Genomic DNA, 17,805 nt, shown 5'->3' on the forward strand with positions numbered 1-17,805 from the left:
TACGTGGTCGCGCCGCTGTTCAAGGGTGCCGAGCTGACGGCCAACGACGCCATTACCCCGGCCTGGATGCAGGACGCCGGCAAGCCGCTGATGATTTCGCTCGAAGAGCAGAATCAGGTGGCCATGCGCGTTTCCGACAAGGGCCAGGCGCTGTTCTTCGAGATCGACAGTGGCGCCGAACTCAAGCGCGTCGATCTGCCGGTCCCGGCCGGCGTCACCGTGACGTCCATCGGTGAAGACCAGCCAGGTCATCCGCTGGTGGCCGTGGGCCTGTCCAACGGTCAGGCGCTGGTGTTCCGTCACACCTATAAAGTCAGCTACCCGGAAGGCAAGAAAACCATCACCCCGGCCATCGAGTTCCCGTACGGCGAAACGCCGATCGTGCTGAACGAGAGCGGCGGGGCGCTGGAGCACGTCAGCCTCAACGCCACCGATTCGACCCTGATGCTGGTCGGTGCCACCGGTTCGCAACTCAACGTGCTGTCGCTGACCAGCGAAGAAAACATGATGACCGGCGAAGTCACCAACGAGCAGAAGCGTATCGATCTGCCGCAAATGACCGAACCGGTGAAAAACATCTTCGTCGACCCGCGTCAGCAGTGGCTGTATGTGGTCAACGGTCGTGCCCAGGCCGACGTGTTCAACCTGCGCGACAAGAGCCTCAACGGTCGCTACAAGCTGCTGGAAAACGCGGACGCCGAAGTCACTGCTTCCACGCAACTGGTGGGCGGTATCTCGCTGATCGTCGGTGACTCCAAGGGTGGTCTGGCCCAATGGTTCATGGCCCGTGACACCGATGGCGAGCTGCGTCTGAAGCAGATCCGTACCTTCCAGATGGGCACCACGCCGATCGTGGAAATTACCGCCGAAGAGCGCCGCAAGGGCTTCGTCGCCCTCGACGCCAGCGGCAAGCTCGGCGTGTTCCACAGCACCGCGCATCGCACCTTGCTGGTCGATCAGGTGGTCGAGGGGCAGGGCCTGTTCGGTCTGTCGCCGCGCGCCAACCGTGTGATCGTCGAAGCGGGCGGCAAGCTGCAACCGCTGCTGCTCGACAACCCGCACCCGGAAGTGTCCTGGAGCGCGCTGTGGAGCAAGGTCTGGTACGAGAACTACGACGAGCCTAAATACGTCTGGCAATCGACGGCGGCCAACACCGACTTCGAACCGAAACTGAGCCTTTCGCCTCTGACCTTCGGCACCCTGAAAGCCGCGTTCTACGCGATGCTGCTGGCGGCGCCACTGGCGGTTGCCGCAGCGATCTACACCGCGTACTTCATGGCCCCCGGCATGCGCCGCAAGGTCAAACCGGTGATCGAGCTGATGGAGGCGATGCCGACGGTGATCCTCGGTTTCTTCGCCGGTCTGTTCCTCGCGCCGTATGTGGAAGGGCACCTGCCGGGTATTTTCAGCCTGCTGATGCTGTTGCCGATCGGCATTCTGGTGGCCGGTTTCACCTTCAGTCGCCTGCCTGAATCGATCCGTCTGAAAGTGCCGGATGGCTGGGAAAGTGCGCTGCTGATTCCGGTGATCCTGTTCGTGGGCTGGCTGTCGCTGTACATGAGTCCGTTCATGGAGAACTGGTTCTTCGGCGGTGACATGCGCATGTGGATCTCCCACGACCTGGGCATCACCTATGACCAGCGCAACGCTCTGGTGGTCGGTCTGGCCATGGGCTTCGCGGTGATCCCGAACATCTACTCGATCGCCGAAGACGCCGTGTTCAGCGTACCGCGCGGCCTGACCCTGGGTTCCCTGGCTCTCGGCGCCACGCCGTGGCAGACCATGACCCGCGTGGTGATCCTGACCGCCAGCCCGGGCATCTTCTCGGCGCTGATGATCGGCATGGGGCGTGCGGTCGGTGAAACGATGATCGTGCTCATGGCTACCGGTAACACCCCGGTCATGGAGATGAACCTGTTCGAAGGCCTGCGCACCCTGGCGGCCAACGTCGCGGTGGAAATGCCCGAGTCGGAAGTCGGCGGCAGCCACTACCGCGTGCTGTTCCTCTCGGCGCTGGTGCTGCTGCTGTTCACCTTCGTCATGAACACCCTCGCGGAGCTGATTCGTCAGCGTCTGCGCAAGAAATACTCGTCGCTTTAATAAAGGTAGAAGTCTGTGAAACAGAACTCCCTGAATGGATGGTTCAAGAGCGGCGCCCCGGGCGTCTGGATCAGCGGTGGCGCGGTGTCCATCGCGGTCATCATGACCATTGGCCTGCTGGCGGTGATTGCCGTGCGCGGTCTGGGTCACTTCTGGCCGGCGGATCTGGTGCATGCCAGCTACGACGTACCGGGCCAGGCCAATCACCTGGTCATCGGCGAAGTGGTGCAAAAGGAAGAAGTGCCCCGCGCCCGATTGAAGAGCGCTGGTCTGCCGGTTCCGGATCAAGGCCCGGAATTCATGACGCGCGAGCTGATCAAGGTCGGCAACCGTGACCTGAACGGCAACGACTTCACCTGGATCGTCGGCGAGTGGCTGACCAACCAGAAGACGCCGCCGGAGCTGATGGCGCTGGAGCGTCGCGAGTGGGGCAACTTCTACGGCTACCTGGTCAATGTCAAACAGGACGGCAAGGTGATCGCCGAGGGCGAGGCGGCCTGGCCTGAGCTGCAAGCGCGGATCGACCGCGTGAGCAAGCTCGCCGCACAGCTCAAGTCGCTGGAAAAAACCGATATCGGTGCGATCAACGCCGGTCTGGAGCGCATCCGTCTGCACGGTCGCAAACTGGAGCTGGAAGGCAAACTCGACGCCACCGCACAAGCGGACATGGATGCCGAGCGCGCCGAGCTGAACGCCCGTTATCAGGACATCGAAGCGCGTCTGTCCGATCTGCACGCGCAGTTCAACCGTGACGCCCTGACCGCCCGTGACGCCAATGGCAAGGAAATCGAGATCGGCCTGGGCAAAGTGGTTCACGCCTACCAGCCGAACGCCATGGGCACGTTCACCAAGCTTGGTTTCTACTTCAGCAAGGTCTGGGAGTTCCTGTCCGACGACCCGCGTGAAGCGAACACCGAAGGTGGTATCTTCCCGGCGATTTTCGGCACCGTGATGATGACCCTGATCATGGCGATGATCGTCACCCCGTTCGGCGTGCTGGCGGCGGTGTACCTGCGTGAATACGCCAAGCAGAACGCCCTGACCCGGGTGATCCGCATCGCAGTGAACAACCTGGCGGGTGTGCCGGCGATCGTCTACGGCGTGTTCGGCCTGGGCTTTTTCGTCTACGTGCTCGGGGGGTCTCTCGATCGCCTGTTCTTCCCTGAAGCGCTGCCGGCACCGACCTTCGGTACGCCGGGCCTGATGTGGGCTTCGCTGACCCTGGCGCTGCTGGCGGTGCCGGTGGTGATCGTCGCTACCGAGGAAGGTCTGGCGCGGATCCCGCGTACCGTGCGCGAAGGCTCGCTGGCCCTCGGCGCGACCAAGGCTGAAACCCTGTGGAAGATCGTCCTGCCAATGGCCAGCCCGGCGATGATGACCGGCATGATTCTCGCGGTGGCCCGTGCCGCCGGTGAAGTGGCGCCGCTGATGCTGGTGGGTGTGGTGAAGCTGGCGCCGTCGCTGCCGGTGGACGGCAACTACCCGTACCTGCACCTGGATCAGAAGATCATGCACCTGGGCTTCCATATTTATGACGTCGGCTTCCAGAGCCCGAACGTCGAGGCGGCGCGACCGCTGGTGTACGCCACCGCGCTGCTGCTGGTGCTGGTGATCGCAACGCTGAACCTGTCGGCCGTTTATATCCGTAACCATCTGCGCGAGAAGTACAAGGCGCTGGACAGCTGATTACCGCCTCAAGAATTGAAGTGCTGCCGGCCGCTGCCGGCAGCCCACTGAACCGAATTTGTTAGCACAGGGAGCCTCCCATGCAGCACGAAACACATACCCACGGCATCAACATGTCGGCCCTGGGTCGCGATAAGCAGAGCCTGAGCCTGGAGCAGGAAACCGTGGCCATCGAAGTACCTGGCCTGAGCCTGTTCTACGGCGAGAAACAAGCGCTGTACGACGTCAGCATGAACATCCCGAAACAGCGCGTGACGGCGTTCATCGGCCCGTCCGGCTGCGGCAAGTCCACGCTGCTGCGCACCTTCAACCGCATGAACGACCTGGTTGACGGCTGCCGTGTCGAAGGCGCGATCAACCTGTACGGCAACAACATTTATCGCAAGGGCGAAGACGTTGCCGAACTGCGTCGTCGCGTGGGCATGGTGTTCCAGAAGCCGAACCCGTTCCCGAAAACCATCTACGAAAACGTGGTCTACGGCCTGCGCATCCAGGGCATCAACAAGAAGCGCATTCTCGACGAAGCGGTCGAGTGGGCCTTGAAAGGCGCGGCGCTGTGGGACGAAGTGAAGGATCGCCTGCATGATTCGGCACTCGGCCTGTCCGGCGGCCAGCAGCAGCGTCTGGTGATCGCCCGTACCATCGCCGTCGAGCCGGAAGTGCTGCTGCTCGACGAACCGTGCTCGGCCCTCGACCCGATCTCGACCCTGAAAGTCGAAGAGCTGATCTACGAACTGAAATCCAAGTTCACCATCGTCATCGTGACCCACAACATGCAGCAGGCGGCGCGGGTGTCCGACTACACGGCGTTCATGTACATGGGCAAACTGGTGGAGTTCGGCGACACCGACACGCTGTTCACCAACCCGGCGAAGAAGCAGACCGAAGATTACATCACCGGTCGCTACGGCTAGCAGAGCGCGCGCGGGCCGAGCGGCTCGGGTACGTCAAAAATCAGCTTGCAGCTTGTAGCCTGCGGCTCCTGGTTAAACGCTTTTGCGGAGTGAACACAATGATTTCTAAGGAAGGCCTCACCCACCACATTTCCGCGCAGTTCAACGCCGAACTGGAAGAAGTGCGCAGCCACTTGCTGGCCATGGGCGGGCTGGTCGAGAAGCAGGTCAATGACGCCGTCACCGCGCTGATCGAGGCCGATTCCGGCCTCGCCCAGCAGGTGCGCGAGATCGATGACCAGATCAACCAGATGGAACGCAACATCGACGAAGAATGCCTGCGCATTCTGGCCCGTCGCCAGCCGGCGGCGTCCGACCTGCGTTTGATCATCAGCATCTCCAAGTCGGTGATCGACCTGGAGCGCATCGGTGACGAAGCGACCAAGATCGCCCGTCGCGCGATCCAGCTGTGCGAAGAAGGCGAAGCGCCGCGTGGTTACGTCGAAGTGCGTCACATCGGCGATCAGGTGCGCAACATGGTGCGCGATGCATTGGACGCGTTTGCCCGCTTCGACGCCGACCTGGCGCTGTCGGTGGCGCAGTACGACAAGATCATCGACCGCGAATACAAGACCGCCCTGCGTGAGCTGGCGACCTACATGATGGAAGACCCGCGCTCTATCTCGCGGGTCTTGAGCATCATCTGGGTGCTGCGCTCGCTGGAACGTATCGGCGACCACGCGCGCAATATCTCCGAGCTGGTGATTTACCTGGTGCGCGGCACCGATGTGCGCCACATGGGCCTCAAGCGCATGAAGGAAGAAGTTGAAGGCACAAGCGGTGAAACCGCTAATGTTCCGGGCGAAGCTGACGATAAGTAAGATTGCCCGAGAAAAGCGCCCGGCCCTTTGGCCGGGCGTTTTTTTTACGGCTTTCGAATTCAAAAGCAGCACCCGCGAACGAAAAGTCCCGGCGTGACTGAAGAGTTTTGGCAAAGTGCCATCATTAAAGCGTTATGCTTGCCGGGATTTTTTTTAGGGGTGTTGGATGAGCAAGATCAGTGTGTTGGTCGTGGACGATGCGTCGTTCATTCGTGACCTGGTGAAAAAGTGCCTGCGTAATTACTTCCCGGGGATCCGCACCGAGGACGCCGTCAACGGCAAAAAGGCTCAGGCGATGCTCGCCAAGGAGGCTTTCGACCTCGTTCTGTGCGACTGGGAAATGCCGGAAATGTCCGGTCTGGAACTGCTGACCTGGTGCCGTGAGCAGGACAACCTCAAGACCATGCCGTTCATCATGGTCACCAGCCGTGGCGACAAGGAAAACGTCGTGCAGGCGATTCAGGCCGGCGTTTCCGGCTACGTCAGCAAGCCGTTCACCAACGAGCAGTTGCTGACCAAGGTCAAGCAGGCGCTGAACAAGATCGGCAAGCTCGACACCCTGATGAACAGCGCGCCGACCAAGATGAACTCGGCATTCGGCAACGACTCCCTGAGCGCATTGACCGGCGGCAAGGCTGCCGTGGTCGGTGCTGCGCCGGCTGCGGCTGCGGCCAACCCGTTCGCCAAGCCAGCCGCTGCTGCACCGGCAGCGGCCGCCGCGCCGTCCCGTGGCGGTTTGCTCAACAGCCCTCCGGTCAAGGCCCCGACAGCCTCCGCCGCCCCGTCCAGCGGTCGTGGTCAGGGCCAGTTGCGTCTGCCAAGCGGCAACCAGCAGTGCGTGATCAAGGCCCTGAGCATCAAGGAAGCGCTGCTGGTGGTTAAGCGCGGCGAGACCCTGCCACAGGTACTCGACAGCGCCGTGCTCGACCTGGAGCAGGGCGACAACGCCGAAATCGCCCGCCTCAACGGCTACCTGCATGCCGTCGTCGCCCACGAGCCGAAGCCGGACAGCGAATGGCTGCAACTGACCTTCCGCTTCGTCGACCAGGACGCGCAGAAACTCGACTACATCTCCCGCCTCATCGCTCGCGGCACGGCGCAGAAGCACTTCGTTCCGGGCGCGTGATCTTCGTCGCCTGACAGTCTGTTCCCACATTGAAATGTGTTGCCCTTGTGGGGGCGGGCTTGCCCGCGACGGAAACCACCGTCCATCCCTCGCTGCGCCAATTTTGAAACATCTGTCGACTAGCCTGGTCTGTCTCAGCTGCTAGGCTCTTTTCAGGCCTTCCTTCGACAGAACCTTTGCCCATGCTCGTGCGCCTGCTGTTTTTCTGTGGTCTGGTCATGGCTTCCACCGCGACGGTGGCCATGACCATCTACAAATCCACCGATGCCAATGGAGTGGTCTCGTACAGCGACCGTCCAAGCAAAGGCTCGCAGGTGTTCGTGTTTCAGGACCGGATGGTCGAGCGCCTGGAGCGTCAGGTGTACCTCGACATCAAGAAGCAGAAGGGCGTGGACGTGGTGTTCGTGCGCAACGACCTGTATGCGCCGGTCGAGGTTGCGCTGGCGTTTACCGGGATGAGCAATGTGCGTGGCGCGCCGGCCCAAACGATCCGTCGGGTGCTGCCGGCGCGCAGCAAGACGCGGCTGGCGCTGTTGACGGCGGTTTCCGGCGGCAAGCCGCTGGTGTATACGCCGCAGTTCCACTATTCCCTTGGCGACCCGGCTGGCGCTGCCCAGAGCTATCGCTACCCGTTTCCATGGCGTGGCGGGCCGTTCCGGCTGAGTCAGGGCGCTAATGGCGACTACAGCCACTTCGGGCCGAAGAACAAGTACGCAATGGACATCGCGATGCCGGTGGGTACGCCGATCATCGCCGCGCGGGCGGGGGTGGTGGTGAAGACCGAAAACTCGCAGACCGGCCGTGGCAATGACCCCGCCGGCAACTTTGTGCGGGTGCTGCACGACGACGGCACGATGGGCGTGTACCTGCATCTCAAGCAAGGTTCGGTGAGCGTGCGCGAGGGGCAACGGGTGACGGTGGGCAGCCCGCTGGCGCTGTCCGGCAACACTGGCAACAGCAGCGGCCCGCACCTGCATTTCGTGGTGCAGCGCAATACCGGGCTGGGGCTGGTGTCGATTCCGTATCAGTTCAACCAGCCGCTGGGGGCGTTGCCCAACTTTGCGTTGGGCAAGCAGTAAACCCCGTCAATCGAGCATCAGCACCTTGGCGAGGATGATCTTCGGGCCTTTCATCTTCTTGATGATGATCCGCAGACCTTCGACTTCCAGCACTTCTTCCTCTTCCGGCACCCGTTTCAGGGTTTCGTAGATCAGGCCGGCGAGGGTTTCGGCTTCGATGTGGTCGAGGTCGATCCCCAGCAGGCGCTCGACCTTGAACAGCGGCGTGTCACCGCGTACCAGCAACTTGCCCGGCTGATACGCGAGAATGCCGCGTTCGGCCTTGCGGTGTTCGTCCTGGATATCGCCGACCAGCACTTCCAGCACGTCTTCCATGGTCAGGTAGCCGATGATGTTACCGTCGGCCTCCTCGACCACGGCGAAGTGCGAGCCGCCCTTGCGGAACTGCTCCAGCAACTGCGACAGCGGCATGTGCCGCGAGACGCGCTCCAGCGGGCGGGTCAGCTCGGCCAGGTTGAACGACTCGGGAATGTGGTCCAGCGCGGCCAGTTCCAGCAGCAGATCCTTGATGTGCAGCAGGCCGACGAACTCCTGGCGCTCGCTGTCGTACACCGGATAGCGGCTGAACTTGTGGCGACGGAACAGCGCGAGGATTTCCTTGAGCGGTGCGTTGAATTCGAGCGTGATCAGGTCTTCCCGGGAGTTGGCCCAGTCGACCACTTCCAGTTCACCCATTTCCACCGCCGACGCCAGTACGCGCATGCCTTGATCGCTCGGATCCTGGCCCCGGCTGGAGTGCAGGATCAGTTTCAGTTCTTCGCGGCTGTAATGGTGTTCGTGGTGCGGGCCGGGTTCACCCTGGCCGGCAATGCGCAGGATCGCGTTGGCGCTGGCGTTGAGCAGGTAGATCGCCGGGTACATGGCCCAGTAGAACAGGTACAGCGGCACCGCCGTCCACAGCGACAGCAGCTCGGGTTTGCGGATTGCCCAGGATTTCGGGGCGAGTTCGCCGACCACGATGTGCAGGTAGGAAATGATGAAGAACGCGGTGAAGAACGAAATCGCCTTGACCACTTCGGCCGAGTCGACCCCGACCGCGCTCAGTACAGGTTCCAGAAGGTGCGCGAACGCCGGTTCGCCGACCCAGCCCAGGCCGAGCGAGGCGAGGGTGATGCCGAGCTGGCACGCCGAGAGGTACGCATCGAGCTGACTGTGTACGGTGCGCAGGATATGCCCGCGCCAGCCGTGTTGTTCAGCGATGGCCTCGACCCGGGTCGAGCGCAGTTTGACCATGGCGAATTCCGCCGCAACGAAGAAGCCGTTGAGCAAAACCAGGATCAGAGCGAAAAGAATCATGCCGAAATCGGCGAAAATCGTAGCGAGGGACAAGCCAGGGGAAGGGTCCATGATGGAGTTTTGCGGGTTCCGTGTGATTCGAAAAAGAGATAAATCCGCACCTGAAAGGCAGGCGCAAGTCAGCCAATGTAGCGGCTGACTTGGCGATTGCCTAGTGGTGTGTGCCCGTCGGTCTTACTCGGCGGCGCTGATCGCCCGCGCCTGAGCCACCTGGGCCGGGGCGAAATGGCAGGTGAACGTGCTGCCGTGGCCCGGCACGCTGCTGATCTCCATCCGCGCCCGGTGGCGCAACAGCACGTGCTTGACGATCGCCAGGCCCAGGCCGGTGCCGCCGGTGTTGGAGTTGCGGCTGGAGTCGACGCGGTAGAAACGTTCGGTCAGGCGCGGCAGGTGTTTGGCGTCGATGCCGATCCCCGAATCCTGCACGCTCAGGTGCGCGCCTTGCTCGTCGCCCCACCAGCGAATGCGGATATTGCCTTCGGCCGGGGTGTATTTCACCGCGTTGAACACCAGATTGGAGAACGCGCTGCGCAACTCCGCCTCGCTGCCCTTGAGCTGAATCCGCGAGTCGGCTTCCAGGGTGATGCGCTGGTTTTTCTGGCCGGACAACTGCTGGGCGTCGCTCTTGATCGATTGCAGCAGGGTGTCGATCGGTACGGGCTGGTTGTCCGACGGGTAATCGGTGGCTTCCAGTTTGGCCAGCAACAGCAGGTCGTTGAGCAGGGTCTGCATGCGTCCGCCCTGTTGCTGCATCTGCTGCAGGGCGCGGCTCCAGCGCGGGTTCACGTCTTCGACGTTGTCGAGCAGGGTTTCCAGGTAGCCACAGATCACGGTCAGTGGCGTGCGCAGCTCGTGGGAAACGTTGGCGATGAAGTCTTTGCGCATCTGTTCCAGTTGATGGATGCGCGTCACATCGCGCACCAACATCAGGTGTTCGTTGTTGCCGTAGCGGGTGATGTACAGCTGGATGCGCATCCGGTCGTTGGTCGGCGACGGGATTTCCAGCGGCTCGGCGTAGTTGTCCTGCTCGAAGTATTCCTTGAAGCGCGGATGGCGCACCAGGTTGGTCACGGGCTGGCCGCTGTCTTGCGGGGTCTTCAGGCCGAGCAGGGTTTCGGCGGCGCGGTTCCACCATTCCAGATTGCCCTCGCTGTCGAGCATGACGACGGCATCTTTCAGCGCGGCGGTGGACTCCTGGACCCGGTCGATCACCGCTTGCAGACGCCCGCGTACCCGTTGGTCGCGGCGTTGCAGGTGATAGATACTGTCAAATACCTCGCCCCACAGGCCATAGCCATCGGGCGGTGCTTCATCGGGCTGATGCAGGCGCAGCCATTCGTGCAGACGCAGCAGCTGCTTGAGTGTCCAGGCCAGGTACAGGCCCAGGCCCGCCGCGAGGCTCCAGCCGTAATAGCCGGTGATCAGGCCGATCACCAGGCAGGCGGTGACCAGCAACAGCATGTGGCGAATCAGGGTGCCATGCCAGTTTTGGTTCACGGAAAATACGGTCCTTGTCTACGGGGCTGACGCTCGGATCAGGCTTTGGTAGAGAACCGGTAGCCAGTGCCGCGCACGGTTTGTACCAGATTTTCGTAGGCATCGCCGAGGGCTTTGCGCAGGCGGCGGATGTGGACGTCGACGGTGCGCTCCTCGACATAGACGTTGCCGCCCCAGACCTGATCCAGCAACTGGCCGCGGGTGTAGGCGCGTTCCTGGTGGGTCATGAAGAATTGCAGCAGACGGTATTCGGTCGGCCCCATCTCGGCCGGACGGCCGTCGATGGTCACGCGATGGCTGATCGGATCGAGCAGCAGGCCGCCGACTTCGATAGGCGCTTCGCCATCGGTCGGGCCGGCGCGGCGCAGTACGGCTTTGAGACGTGCAACCAGTTCGCGCGGGGAGAAAGGCTTGGTGATGTAGTCGTCGGCGCCGACTTCCAGGCCCTGGATCTTGTTGTCCTCTTCGCCCTTGGCGGTGAGCATGATGATCGGGATGTCCCCGGTCAGTTCGTCACGCTTCAGGCGGCGGGCCAACTCGATGCCGGAGGTGCCGGGCAGCATCCAGTCGAGCAGGATCAGGTCCGGCTTGCGGTCGACGATGATGGCGTGGGCCTGCTGCGAGTTCTCGGCCTCAAGGCAGTCATAGCCGGCCATTTCCAACGCAACGGCGATCATTTCGCGAATGGGCGCTTCGTCGTCGACGATCAGAATGCTCCTGCCAACCATGCCTTAATCCTCTTGTCATTTAACTGTCTTGCGCCGCATTAGATAACGGAATTATTGCAGTCGTGTGACAGTATTTTAGTCCAGCGGCGATTGTGCGGATCCTGAACTAAGCTCTAAGTCCGAATCCTGACAACCACAAAAGAAGGTTTCCATGACTCAAATGACTGTTTCCCTCAAAGCCCTGTTGCTTGCTGCTGCCGTTGCTCTGCCGGGCATGGCGTTCGCCGCCGAACCGGCCATGATGAAAGACGGCATGATGGTCGATCACAAAGGCATGACCGTTTACACGTTCGACAAGGACGCTGGCGGCAAATCGATGTGCAACGGTGACTGCGCCAAGAACTGGCCGCCGATGATGGCGCCGGCGGGTGCCAAGGCTGAAGGCAAATGGACGGTCATCAAGCGCGATGACGGCATGATGCAATACGCCTACGACGGCAAGCCGCTGTACACCTTCGTGAAGGATGAAAAGCCTGGAGAAATGAAGGGCGATGGCATGAAAGACGTGTGGCACGTGGTTCACGAGCACAAGTAACCGCGAAACCCCTGTGGGAGCGGGCTCGCCTGCTCCCACATTCATGGGTGGATCAGCGCAGCGCGTAATCCAGGACGATGCCGACGAAGATCGCCAATCCGGCCCAATGGTTGTGCAGGAACGCCCGGAAGCAACGCATCCGGTCCTTGTCGCGGGTGTACCAGAATTCCCAGGCGTAGCACCCGGCGGCCACCAGCAGGCTGAGGTGGAACCAGATCCCCAGTGCGAATTTCGACCCGGCCAGCAACAGGCAGCCCAGTGACAGGGCCTGCAAGGTCAGGATGATCACCCGATCCGCCTCGCCGAACAGAATCGCCGTGGACTTCACGCCGATCTTCAAGTCGTCATCGCGGTCAGTCATCGCGTAATAAGTGTCGTAACCCACCGTCCACAGCAGGTTGGCGATGTACAGCAGCCACGCCGCCGCCGGCAGTTCACCGGTTTCGGCGGTGAACGCCATCGGCATGCCCCAGGAAAACGCTGCGCCCAGCACCACTTGCGGGTAATAGGTGTAGCGCTTCATGAACGGATAACTGAACGCCAGCGCCAGACCGCCGAGAGACAGCCAGATCGTGGCGGCATTGGTACACAGCACCAGCAGGAAGCTCACGCCCATCAGCAGCGCAAAGAACACCAGCGCCTCTTTCGAACTTATCTTGCCGGCCGCCAACGGACGTTGCGCGGTGCGTTTGACGTGGCCGTCGACCTTGCGGTCGGCCCAGTCGTTGATCACGCAACCGCCGGCGCGGGTCAGCACCACGCCGAGGACGAAGATCACGATGTTGGCCAGCGACGGCGAGCCTTTGCCGGCAATCCACAGTGCCCACAGCGTCGGCCAGAGCAGCAGATAAATGCCGATCGGCTTGTCCATGCGGGTCAACTGGATGAAGTCCCAGGCGCGCGGGTTCAAGCGGTTCAGCGACTTGAGCAGGCTTTGATACATCAGCGATTCTCCGCATGGGCGCGGGCGGCGTCCCACAGGCTCGGCAGGAAGATTTCCGCCACCAGCACACTCAGCGCGCCACGGTCGAAGCGCGAACGACGGCCCCACAGTTCGGGCGCTCGGGACGTTGGCGGCAACCACGCCTCAGGGTAATGACAGACTTCGATGGCGCGACGCTGGAAGGCGTGATCGCAGAACAGCAGTTCGCCCAGCGAGCGGCTGCCCAGTTCATCCATGTGCAAGCCGTCGCCCTGCAAGGCACTGCGCGACGCCACGCTGCGGGCAAACACCCAGGCCTCGCCGTGCCCGTGCAGATACACCTCGCGCACCCAGCCCTCGCTGTCTTCGGCCAGGTCCAGCGCCGCGCATTCGTCGGCACGCAACGCCTGCCAGCCTTCGAACAGTGGCGTGATGCTGAAGCCGTCATTCGACAGGCGGGTCAGGCGGCGGGTCAGGGAACCTTCATCGAACAGCCAGCCCAGCGTGGACGGGTCGGGGAGGGGCGTCAGGCTGTCCTGGGTCAGCCACAGCGGCGCCGGGAACGAGGAGTTTGAATGTTGCACAATGAGTCAGTATTGGCCGCAAATGAGGTGGCGAGCTTACCATGGCGGCCCGCGATATTGATTGACCCGGATGCCTGCATGCCGAACAGGCTTGCATCCGGGCGACGCGGTCAGTACAAAAACGCCTGAGCCGGATGGCAGCGCATCACCATCGACCGTCCGCGCCGGCAAAAAAGCCTGAATCCTGAGGAAGTACCTGAATGAAGAAGTGGCAATGTGTGGTCTGCGGCCTGATCTACAACGAAGCCGACGGCTGGCCGGATGACGGCATTGCGCCGGGCACCGCATGGCAGGACGTGCCGGAAGACTGGCTGTGCCCCGACTGTGGCGTCGGCAAAATGGACTTCGAAATGATCGAAATCAACTGAAAAAAAACTGAGGAGTAGGGCATGAGCGCACCTGTCGTAATCGTTGGCACCGGGCTTGCGGGTTACAACCTGGCCCGGGAGTTTCGCAAACTCGATGGCGAAACCCCGCTGCTGCTGATTACCGCCGATGACGGACGCTCCTACTCCAAGCCGATGCTCTCCACCGGTTTCGGCAAGAACAAGGACGCCGACGGCCTGAGCATGGCCGAACCGGGCGCCATGGCCGAACAGTTGAAGGCCGAGGTGCGTACTCACACTCGCATCAGCGGCATCGATCCGGGCCACAAACGCCTGTGGATCGGCGAGGAAGCGGTGAGCTACCGCGACCTGATCCTCGCCTGGGGCGCGGAAACCGTGCGTGTGCCGATCGAAGGTGATGCGGCGCAGCTGGTATTCCCGATCAATGATCTTGAAGACTATGCGCGCTTTCGGGCGGCGGTGGCGGGCAAGCGCCGGGTGCTGCTGCTCGGTGCCGGTCTGATCGGCTGCGAGTTCGCCAACGACCTGATCCTGGGTGGCTACGAAGTGCAACTGGTGGCCCCGTGCGAGCAGGTGATGCCGACCCTGCTGCACCCGGCCGCTGCGGCGGCGGTGCAGGCCGGGCTGGAGAGCCTCGGAGCGCGCTTCCACCTCGGTCCGGTGCTGACGCGCCTGCAAAAAGTTTCCGATGGCCTGGAAGCGCATCTGTCCGACGGCCAGACCATCGCCTGCGATGTGGTGGTGTCGGCCATCGGCCTGCGTCCCCGGATCGATCTGGCGGCGGCTGCCGGGATTCAGGTCAATCGCGGCGTGGTCGTCGACCGGCACCTGCAAACCTCCCACGCCAACATCTACGCCCTGGGCGACTGCGCCGAGGTCGATGGGCTGAATCTGCTGTACGTGATGCCCCTCATGAGCTGTGCGAGAGCGCTGGCACAAACCCTGGCGGGAAACCCGACCGCCGTGAATTACGGCCCGATGCCGATCACTGTGAAGACTCCGGTCTGTCCGTTGGTGGTGTCGCCGCCGCCACGGGGCGCCGAAGGCATCTGGACGGTGGAGGGGCAGGGCGCGGACATCAAGGCCCTGTGTCACGACGCCGGCGGGCAATTGCTCGGTTACGCGCTGACGGGGGCGGCGGTCATGGAAAAACTCGCTCTGAACAAGCAGCTTCCGGCCCTGCTGGCGTAAATACCGGTCGTTCTGTCGGAATCACCCCGCTTTTGCCCCTACAAAGGTCGCCCTGAGACTGGCGCCGCCCCGGTGGGCGTGCCATCCTCACTCCCGTCTGCCGCAGAGTAGAGCCTGCGGCGCCTTGGCGCTGTTCCAACGAGAACAGCACGGACATAACAACAAAAAACCGTCAAAGGGGCTTCACTAATGCGTAAACCAGAACTCGCCGCTGCAATCGCTGAAAAAGCGGATCTGACCAAAGAGCAGGCCAACCGCGTTCTCAATGCCGTTCTCGAAGAAATCACCGGCGCCCTGCACCGCAAGGACAGCGTCACGCTCGTCGGCTTCGGCACCTTCCTGCAACGCCATCGCGGTGCCCGTACCGGCAAAAACCCGCAAACCGGCGAGCCGGTGAAGATCAAGGCCAGCAACACCGTTGCGTTCAAGCCAGGCAAATCGTTGAAAGACAGCGTCAACCCGTAATTACGGCGCACTCCCTGAATAACGGGGAAAACCGTAATTAAAAAATGGGCATGCCGACTGCGTCGGATGCCCATTTTTTGTGCCTGTCGCAATTGTCTGGATCAGGCCGAGAAGAAGTACCGGGTCAGGTGGAAGAAAATCGGCGCGGCGAAACAAATCGAATCCATCCGGTCGAGCATGCCGCCGTGGCCCTTGATCATCGTGCCCCAGTCCTTGGCGCTCAGGCTGCGCTTGATGGCGGACATCACCAGTCCGCCAAGGAAACCCATCACCACGATGACCAGCGACATCAGCAGCGACTCCCAGAAGCTGAAGGGGGTCATCCAGAACATGCAGCCACCGATCAGCGTGGCCGACAGGCCGCCACCGACCAATCCTTCCACGGTTTTCGACGGGCTCACCAACGGCGCGACCTTGCGTTTGCCGAACAGCTTGCCGAACACGTACTGCAGCACGTCGCTCATCTGCACCACGAATACCAGATAGAACAGCAGCAAAGCGTTCTGTCCGTGGAAGCCTTGCAGGTCCAGCAACAGCAGCGCGGGTGCGTGGCTGATGCAGTAGATGCAGATCATCACGCCCCACTGGATCTTCGCCGTGCGCTCCAGGAAACCCTCGGTGTCCTGGCTCAGGACGGCGATCGCCGGCAGCAGCAGGAAGGCATACACCGGCACCAGCAAGGTGAACATCGAATACCAGTGCGTGCCGATCAGGAGGTATTGCAGCGGGATCAGGATGAAAAACGCTGAGAACAGCGCATTGTGGTCGCCGCGCGCGGTGGGCGTCAGGGTGATGAACTCGCGCAGTGCGAACAGGGAAATGAAACCGAACAGCACCACCGTGGCGTTGGGGCCGAGCAGCCACGACACGAAGAAAATGATCACCATCCCCCACCAGGCGTTCACCCGCTGGTTGAGGTTTTCGATGGTCGCGATCGAACTTTCGGATTTGGCCCGTCGGGCGAGGATGCGACCGCTCAGCGAAGCCACCGCCAACAGGCAGGCGATTGCCGCGAAGAACCAGAGGAACTTGGTTTCCAGACTCATTTCGACAACCTCACGATGGCTTCACGCGCGCGCTCCAGGAACGCCTCTTTCTCTTCGCCGGCCATGCGTGGCAGCGGGTCGCCGATGCGGATCGTGCAGATGATCGGCAGCGGTACGTGTTTGCCCTTGGGCATCGAGCGATGCAGGTTTTCCAGGTAGATCGGCACCAGATCGACCTCGGGAAAGGTCTCGGCCAGACGGAAGATTCCGGATTTGAACGCCCCCGGCAGCGGCTGGGTAGAGCGGGTGCCCTCGGGGAAAATGATGATCGAGTGACCGGCGCGCACCACCTCGAAGATCGGCTCCAGCACGTTGGTGCCCGGTGCCGGGTTGCGCTCGATCAGTACCGCGTTCAAGCCTTTCTGGGAGATGTACGACAGAAAGCGGTTCTTGCCCCAATAGTCGGCGGCAGCCACCGGTTTCACGTTCAGCCGAGCCTCCGGCGGCAACGCGGCGATGATCGCGAGGGTGTCCATGTGGCTGGTGTGGTTGGCGTAGTAGATGCGCTGGCGTGTGAGGTCCGGCGGGCTTTCCCAGCGCGCGGTCACACCGATCAAGAAGCGCAGCACTGAAATCAGCGCATTACTGATCCACATGGGCATTCCCCTTGAGTTGGCTGGAGATCGCCAGCGTACGGGTGATGCAGGTCGCGACCGAGCCGATGGCGATGATCGTCAGCGCGATCAACAAGACGTAGTGCGTGTCGTAAACCCGTGTCTCGACCATGTTCAACAGCAGACCCACGGTCATCACCGCCATTCGATGCTGCTTGGCCATTGGCCCCATGAAATTCTGCTTGAGCCCGAGAGAGCCGCCGAATACCCGGATGTAGGCCGTCAGCGCGGCGACCAGCGCGGCGAACCAGCCGAGGTCGGACTGGCCGATGGCATAACCCAGCCCGACGATCAGCAGGCTGTCCGCCACCCGGTCCGGAAACTCGTTGTACAGGCTGCCAACGGCCGATTGCTTGCCGCCCTCGATGGCCACCATCCCGTCGAACAGGTTGCACAGCAAGCGCAGTTGAATGCCGATGATGCAAAGGATCGAGCCGGTCACGCCGTTATCGATGTTCAGCGTCAGCGCGCCGAACAGCGCGAAGAGCATGCTGACGACGGAAATCTGGTTGGGGGAAATATCGCGTTTCACCAGCGTCTCGGTGAAACGTTTCGCCCAGCCCGCTGAACGGGTCTTGATTGGCCTTCTGTTTTCATCCATTTGCAATGTCCATATTCAATGATGGGCGCTCGTCACTTGACGTCGCCGGACGACAATATAATGACTTTTTGCGCGGACGACGCAGGTGGCTTGGGAAACAAATTGATGTAAGAACATTCCTCGGTATTTGTCAGAGAAAATCTCGATAAGATTTCCGCATGATCAAGGCAAATCGGCGTTTATTGTCGCGTTATGAAGTTTTGCTGTTTTAAGT

At 61.7% G+C, this 17,805-nt stretch carries 18 protein-coding genes; 10 read left to right on the forward strand and 8 right to left on the reverse strand.

The genetic code is table 11. The features are described 5' to 3' along the window. Positions 1–66: 66 nt before the first annotated feature. The 6 genes from KVQ74_RS01085 to KVQ74_RS01110 all read left to right on the forward strand — a co-directional run bounded on the left by KVQ74_RS01085 (position 67) and on the right by KVQ74_RS01110 (position 7,765). Positions 67–2,100 (forward strand): ABC transporter permease subunit, encoded by a 2,034-nt coding sequence (locus tag KVQ74_RS01085; RefSeq protein WP_217829622.1) that lies wholly within the window; start codon positions 67–69, stop codon positions 2,098–2,100. 15 nt (positions 2,101–2,115) lie between these two features. Then, the gene (gene pstA / locus KVQ74_RS01090; RefSeq protein ID WP_217829174.1) at positions 2,116–3,786 is read left to right on the forward strand and encodes a phosphate ABC transporter permease PstA; all 1,671 of its coding nucleotides are present in this window, start codon (positions 2,116–2,118) and stop codon (positions 3,784–3,786) included. A gap of 80 nt (positions 3,787–3,866) precedes the next feature. Beyond that, complete coding sequence (gene pstB / locus KVQ74_RS01095) at positions 3,867–4,700, forward strand: phosphate ABC transporter ATP-binding protein PstB (RefSeq protein WP_217829175.1); 834 nt, start codon at positions 3,867–3,869, stop codon at positions 4,698–4,700. A 98-nt stretch (positions 4,701–4,798) separates the two neighbouring features. Beyond that, positions 4,799–5,560, forward strand: coding sequence for a phosphate signaling complex protein PhoU (phoU, locus tag KVQ74_RS01100; protein ID WP_186531114.1), 762 nt, complete (start codon positions 4,799–4,801; stop codon positions 5,558–5,560). A gap of 166 nt (positions 5,561–5,726) precedes the next feature. Next, on the forward strand, positions 5,727–6,686 hold the full coding sequence (locus KVQ74_RS01105) for a response regulator (protein WP_217829176.1): 960 nt from the start codon (positions 5,727–5,729) through the stop codon (positions 6,684–6,686). Between the two features lie 182 nt (positions 6,687–6,868). After that, complete coding sequence (locus KVQ74_RS01110; protein WP_217829177.1) at positions 6,869–7,765, forward strand: peptidoglycan DD-metalloendopeptidase family protein; 897 nt, start codon at positions 6,869–6,871, stop codon at positions 7,763–7,765. Between the two features lie 6 nt (positions 7,766–7,771). Here the strand turns inward: KVQ74_RS01110 and KVQ74_RS01115 are convergent, their stop codons facing one another. From KVQ74_RS01115 to phoB, 3 genes are all read right to left on the reverse strand, one after another. Further along, positions 7,772–9,112 (reverse strand): hemolysin family protein, encoded by a 1,341-nt coding sequence (locus tag KVQ74_RS01115; protein WP_217829178.1) that lies wholly within the window; start codon positions 9,110–9,112, stop codon positions 7,772–7,774. 123 nt (positions 9,113–9,235) lie between these two features. Beyond that, positions 9,236–10,522 (reverse strand): phosphate regulon sensor histidine kinase PhoR, encoded by a 1,287-nt coding sequence (gene phoR / locus KVQ74_RS01120; protein ID WP_264083933.1) that lies wholly within the window; start codon positions 10,520–10,522, stop codon positions 9,236–9,238. A gap of 74 nt (positions 10,523–10,596) precedes the next feature. Continuing rightward, entirely contained in the window at positions 10,597–11,286 is a 690-nt protein-coding gene (phoB, locus tag KVQ74_RS01125; protein WP_003229608.1) for a phosphate regulon transcriptional regulator PhoB, read from the reverse strand. A 151-nt stretch (positions 11,287–11,437) separates the two neighbouring features. Between phoB and KVQ74_RS01130 the strand changes: the two genes are divergently transcribed. Then, positions 11,438–11,821 carry a COG4315 family predicted lipoprotein gene (locus tag KVQ74_RS01130; RefSeq protein ID WP_217829180.1) on the forward strand — a complete coding sequence of 128 codons (384 nt, stop codon included), beginning with the start codon at positions 11,438–11,440 and terminating at the stop codon, positions 11,819–11,821. Positions 11,822–11,873: 52 nt separating this feature from the next. Here the strand turns inward: KVQ74_RS01130 and ubiA are convergent, their stop codons facing one another. Beyond that, positions 11,874–12,764: a 4-hydroxybenzoate octaprenyltransferase gene (gene ubiA / locus KVQ74_RS01135; protein WP_217829181.1), complete on the reverse strand. Its 891-nt coding sequence runs from the start codon at positions 12,762–12,764 to the stop codon at positions 11,874–11,876. Continuing rightward, complete coding sequence (locus KVQ74_RS01140; protein ID WP_217829182.1) at positions 12,764–13,327, reverse strand: chorismate--pyruvate lyase family protein; 564 nt, start codon at positions 13,325–13,327, stop codon at positions 12,764–12,766. The genes ubiA and KVQ74_RS01140 overlap by 1 nt, the downstream gene beginning before the upstream one ends. 200 nt (positions 13,328–13,527) lie before the next feature. On the opposite strand from KVQ74_RS01140, the gene KVQ74_RS01145 reads away from it, so the two are divergent. From KVQ74_RS01145 to KVQ74_RS01155, 3 genes are all read left to right on the forward strand, one after another. Continuing rightward, positions 13,528–13,695 carry a rubredoxin gene (locus tag KVQ74_RS01145; RefSeq protein WP_084317722.1) on the forward strand — a complete coding sequence of 56 codons (168 nt, stop codon included), beginning with the start codon at positions 13,528–13,530 and terminating at the stop codon, positions 13,693–13,695. A gap of 21 nt (positions 13,696–13,716) precedes the next feature. Next, entirely contained in the window at positions 13,717–14,865 is a 1,149-nt protein-coding gene (locus tag KVQ74_RS01150) for an NAD(P)/FAD-dependent oxidoreductase (protein WP_217829183.1), read from the forward strand. A gap of 189 nt (positions 14,866–15,054) precedes the next feature. Beyond that, the gene (locus KVQ74_RS01155) at positions 15,055–15,330 is read left to right on the forward strand and encodes an HU family DNA-binding protein (RefSeq protein WP_003213368.1); all 276 of its coding nucleotides are present in this window, start codon (positions 15,055–15,057) and stop codon (positions 15,328–15,330) included. A 101-nt stretch (positions 15,331–15,431) separates the two neighbouring features. On the opposite strand, the gene KVQ74_RS01160 is transcribed toward KVQ74_RS01155, so the two are convergent. The 3 genes from KVQ74_RS01160 to KVQ74_RS01170 are packed head-to-tail and all read right to left on the reverse strand — an operon-like array spanning position 15,432 to position 17,591. Beyond that, positions 15,432–16,376 (reverse strand): phosphatidate cytidylyltransferase, encoded by a 945-nt coding sequence (locus KVQ74_RS01160; protein ID WP_217829184.1) that lies wholly within the window; start codon positions 16,374–16,376, stop codon positions 15,432–15,434. Continuing rightward, the gene (locus tag KVQ74_RS01165) at positions 16,373–16,972 is read right to left on the reverse strand and encodes a lysophospholipid acyltransferase family protein (RefSeq protein WP_217829185.1); all 600 of its coding nucleotides are present in this window, start codon (positions 16,970–16,972) and stop codon (positions 16,373–16,375) included. The genes KVQ74_RS01160 and KVQ74_RS01165 overlap by 4 nt, the downstream gene beginning before the upstream one ends. Beyond that, complete coding sequence (locus KVQ74_RS01170) at positions 16,959–17,591, reverse strand: CDP-alcohol phosphatidyltransferase family protein (RefSeq protein ID WP_217829186.1); 633 nt, start codon at positions 17,589–17,591, stop codon at positions 16,959–16,961. Before KVQ74_RS01170 ends, KVQ74_RS01165 begins: the two co-directional genes overlap by 14 nt. Positions 17,592–17,805: the final 214 nt, after the last annotated feature.

This window comes from Pseudomonas botevensis (assembly GCF_019145475.1).
Lineage (GTDB): Bacteria > Pseudomonadota > Gammaproteobacteria > Pseudomonadales > Pseudomonadaceae > Aquipseudomonas > Aquipseudomonas botevensis.

What these genes read in the sequence shown, in the direction of transcription:
- KVQ74_RS01105 (WP_217829176.1), top strand. Translation starts at nt 5,727, where the DNA reads ATGAGCAAGATCAGTGTGTTGGTCGTGGACGATGCGTCGTTCATTCGT.
- KVQ74_RS01145 (WP_084317722.1), top strand. Translation starts at nt 13,528, where the DNA reads ATGAAGAAGTGGCAATGTGTGGTCTGCGGCCTGATCTACAACGAAGCC.
- KVQ74_RS01155 (WP_003213368.1), top strand. Translation starts at nt 15,055, where the DNA reads ATGCGTAAACCAGAACTCGCCGCTGCAATCGCTGAAAAAGCGGATCTG.
- KVQ74_RS01085 (WP_217829622.1), top strand. Translation starts at nt 67, where the DNA reads ATGCAGGACGCCGGCAAGCCGCTGATGATTTCGCTCGAAGAGCAGAAT.
- phoU (WP_186531114.1), top strand. Translation starts at nt 4,799, where the DNA reads ATGATTTCTAAGGAAGGCCTCACCCACCACATTTCCGCGCAGTTCAAC.
- phoR (WP_264083933.1), bottom strand. Translation starts at nt 10,522, where the DNA reads ATGCTGTTGCTGGTCACCGCCTGCCTGGTGATCGGCCTGATCACCGGC.
- KVQ74_RS01150 (WP_217829183.1), top strand. Translation starts at nt 13,717, where the DNA reads ATGAGCGCACCTGTCGTAATCGTTGGCACCGGGCTTGCGGGTTACAAC.
- KVQ74_RS01160 (WP_217829184.1), bottom strand. Translation starts at nt 16,376, where the DNA reads ATGAGTCTGGAAACCAAGTTCCTCTGGTTCTTCGCGGCAATCGCCTGC.
- KVQ74_RS01165 (WP_217829185.1), bottom strand. Translation starts at nt 16,972, where the DNA reads ATGTGGATCAGTAATGCGCTGATTTCAGTGCTGCGCTTCTTGATCGGT.
- ubiA (WP_217829181.1), bottom strand. Translation starts at nt 12,764, where the DNA reads ATGTATCAAAGCCTGCTCAAGTCGCTGAACCGCTTGAACCCGCGCGCC.
- KVQ74_RS01130 (WP_217829180.1), top strand. Translation starts at nt 11,438, where the DNA reads ATGACTCAAATGACTGTTTCCCTCAAAGCCCTGTTGCTTGCTGCTGCC.
- KVQ74_RS01115 (WP_217829178.1), bottom strand. Translation starts at nt 9,112, where the DNA reads ATGGACCCTTCCCCTGGCTTGTCCCTCGCTACGATTTTCGCCGATTTC.
- phoB (WP_003229608.1), bottom strand. Translation starts at nt 11,286, where the DNA reads ATGGTTGGCAGGAGCATTCTGATCGTCGACGACGAAGCGCCCATTCGC.
- KVQ74_RS01110 (WP_217829177.1), top strand. Translation starts at nt 6,869, where the DNA reads ATGCTCGTGCGCCTGCTGTTTTTCTGTGGTCTGGTCATGGCTTCCACC.
- pstB (WP_217829175.1), top strand. Translation starts at nt 3,867, where the DNA reads ATGCAGCACGAAACACATACCCACGGCATCAACATGTCGGCCCTGGGT.
- KVQ74_RS01170 (WP_217829186.1), bottom strand. Translation starts at nt 17,591, where the DNA reads ATGGATGAAAACAGAAGGCCAATCAAGACCCGTTCAGCGGGCTGGGCG.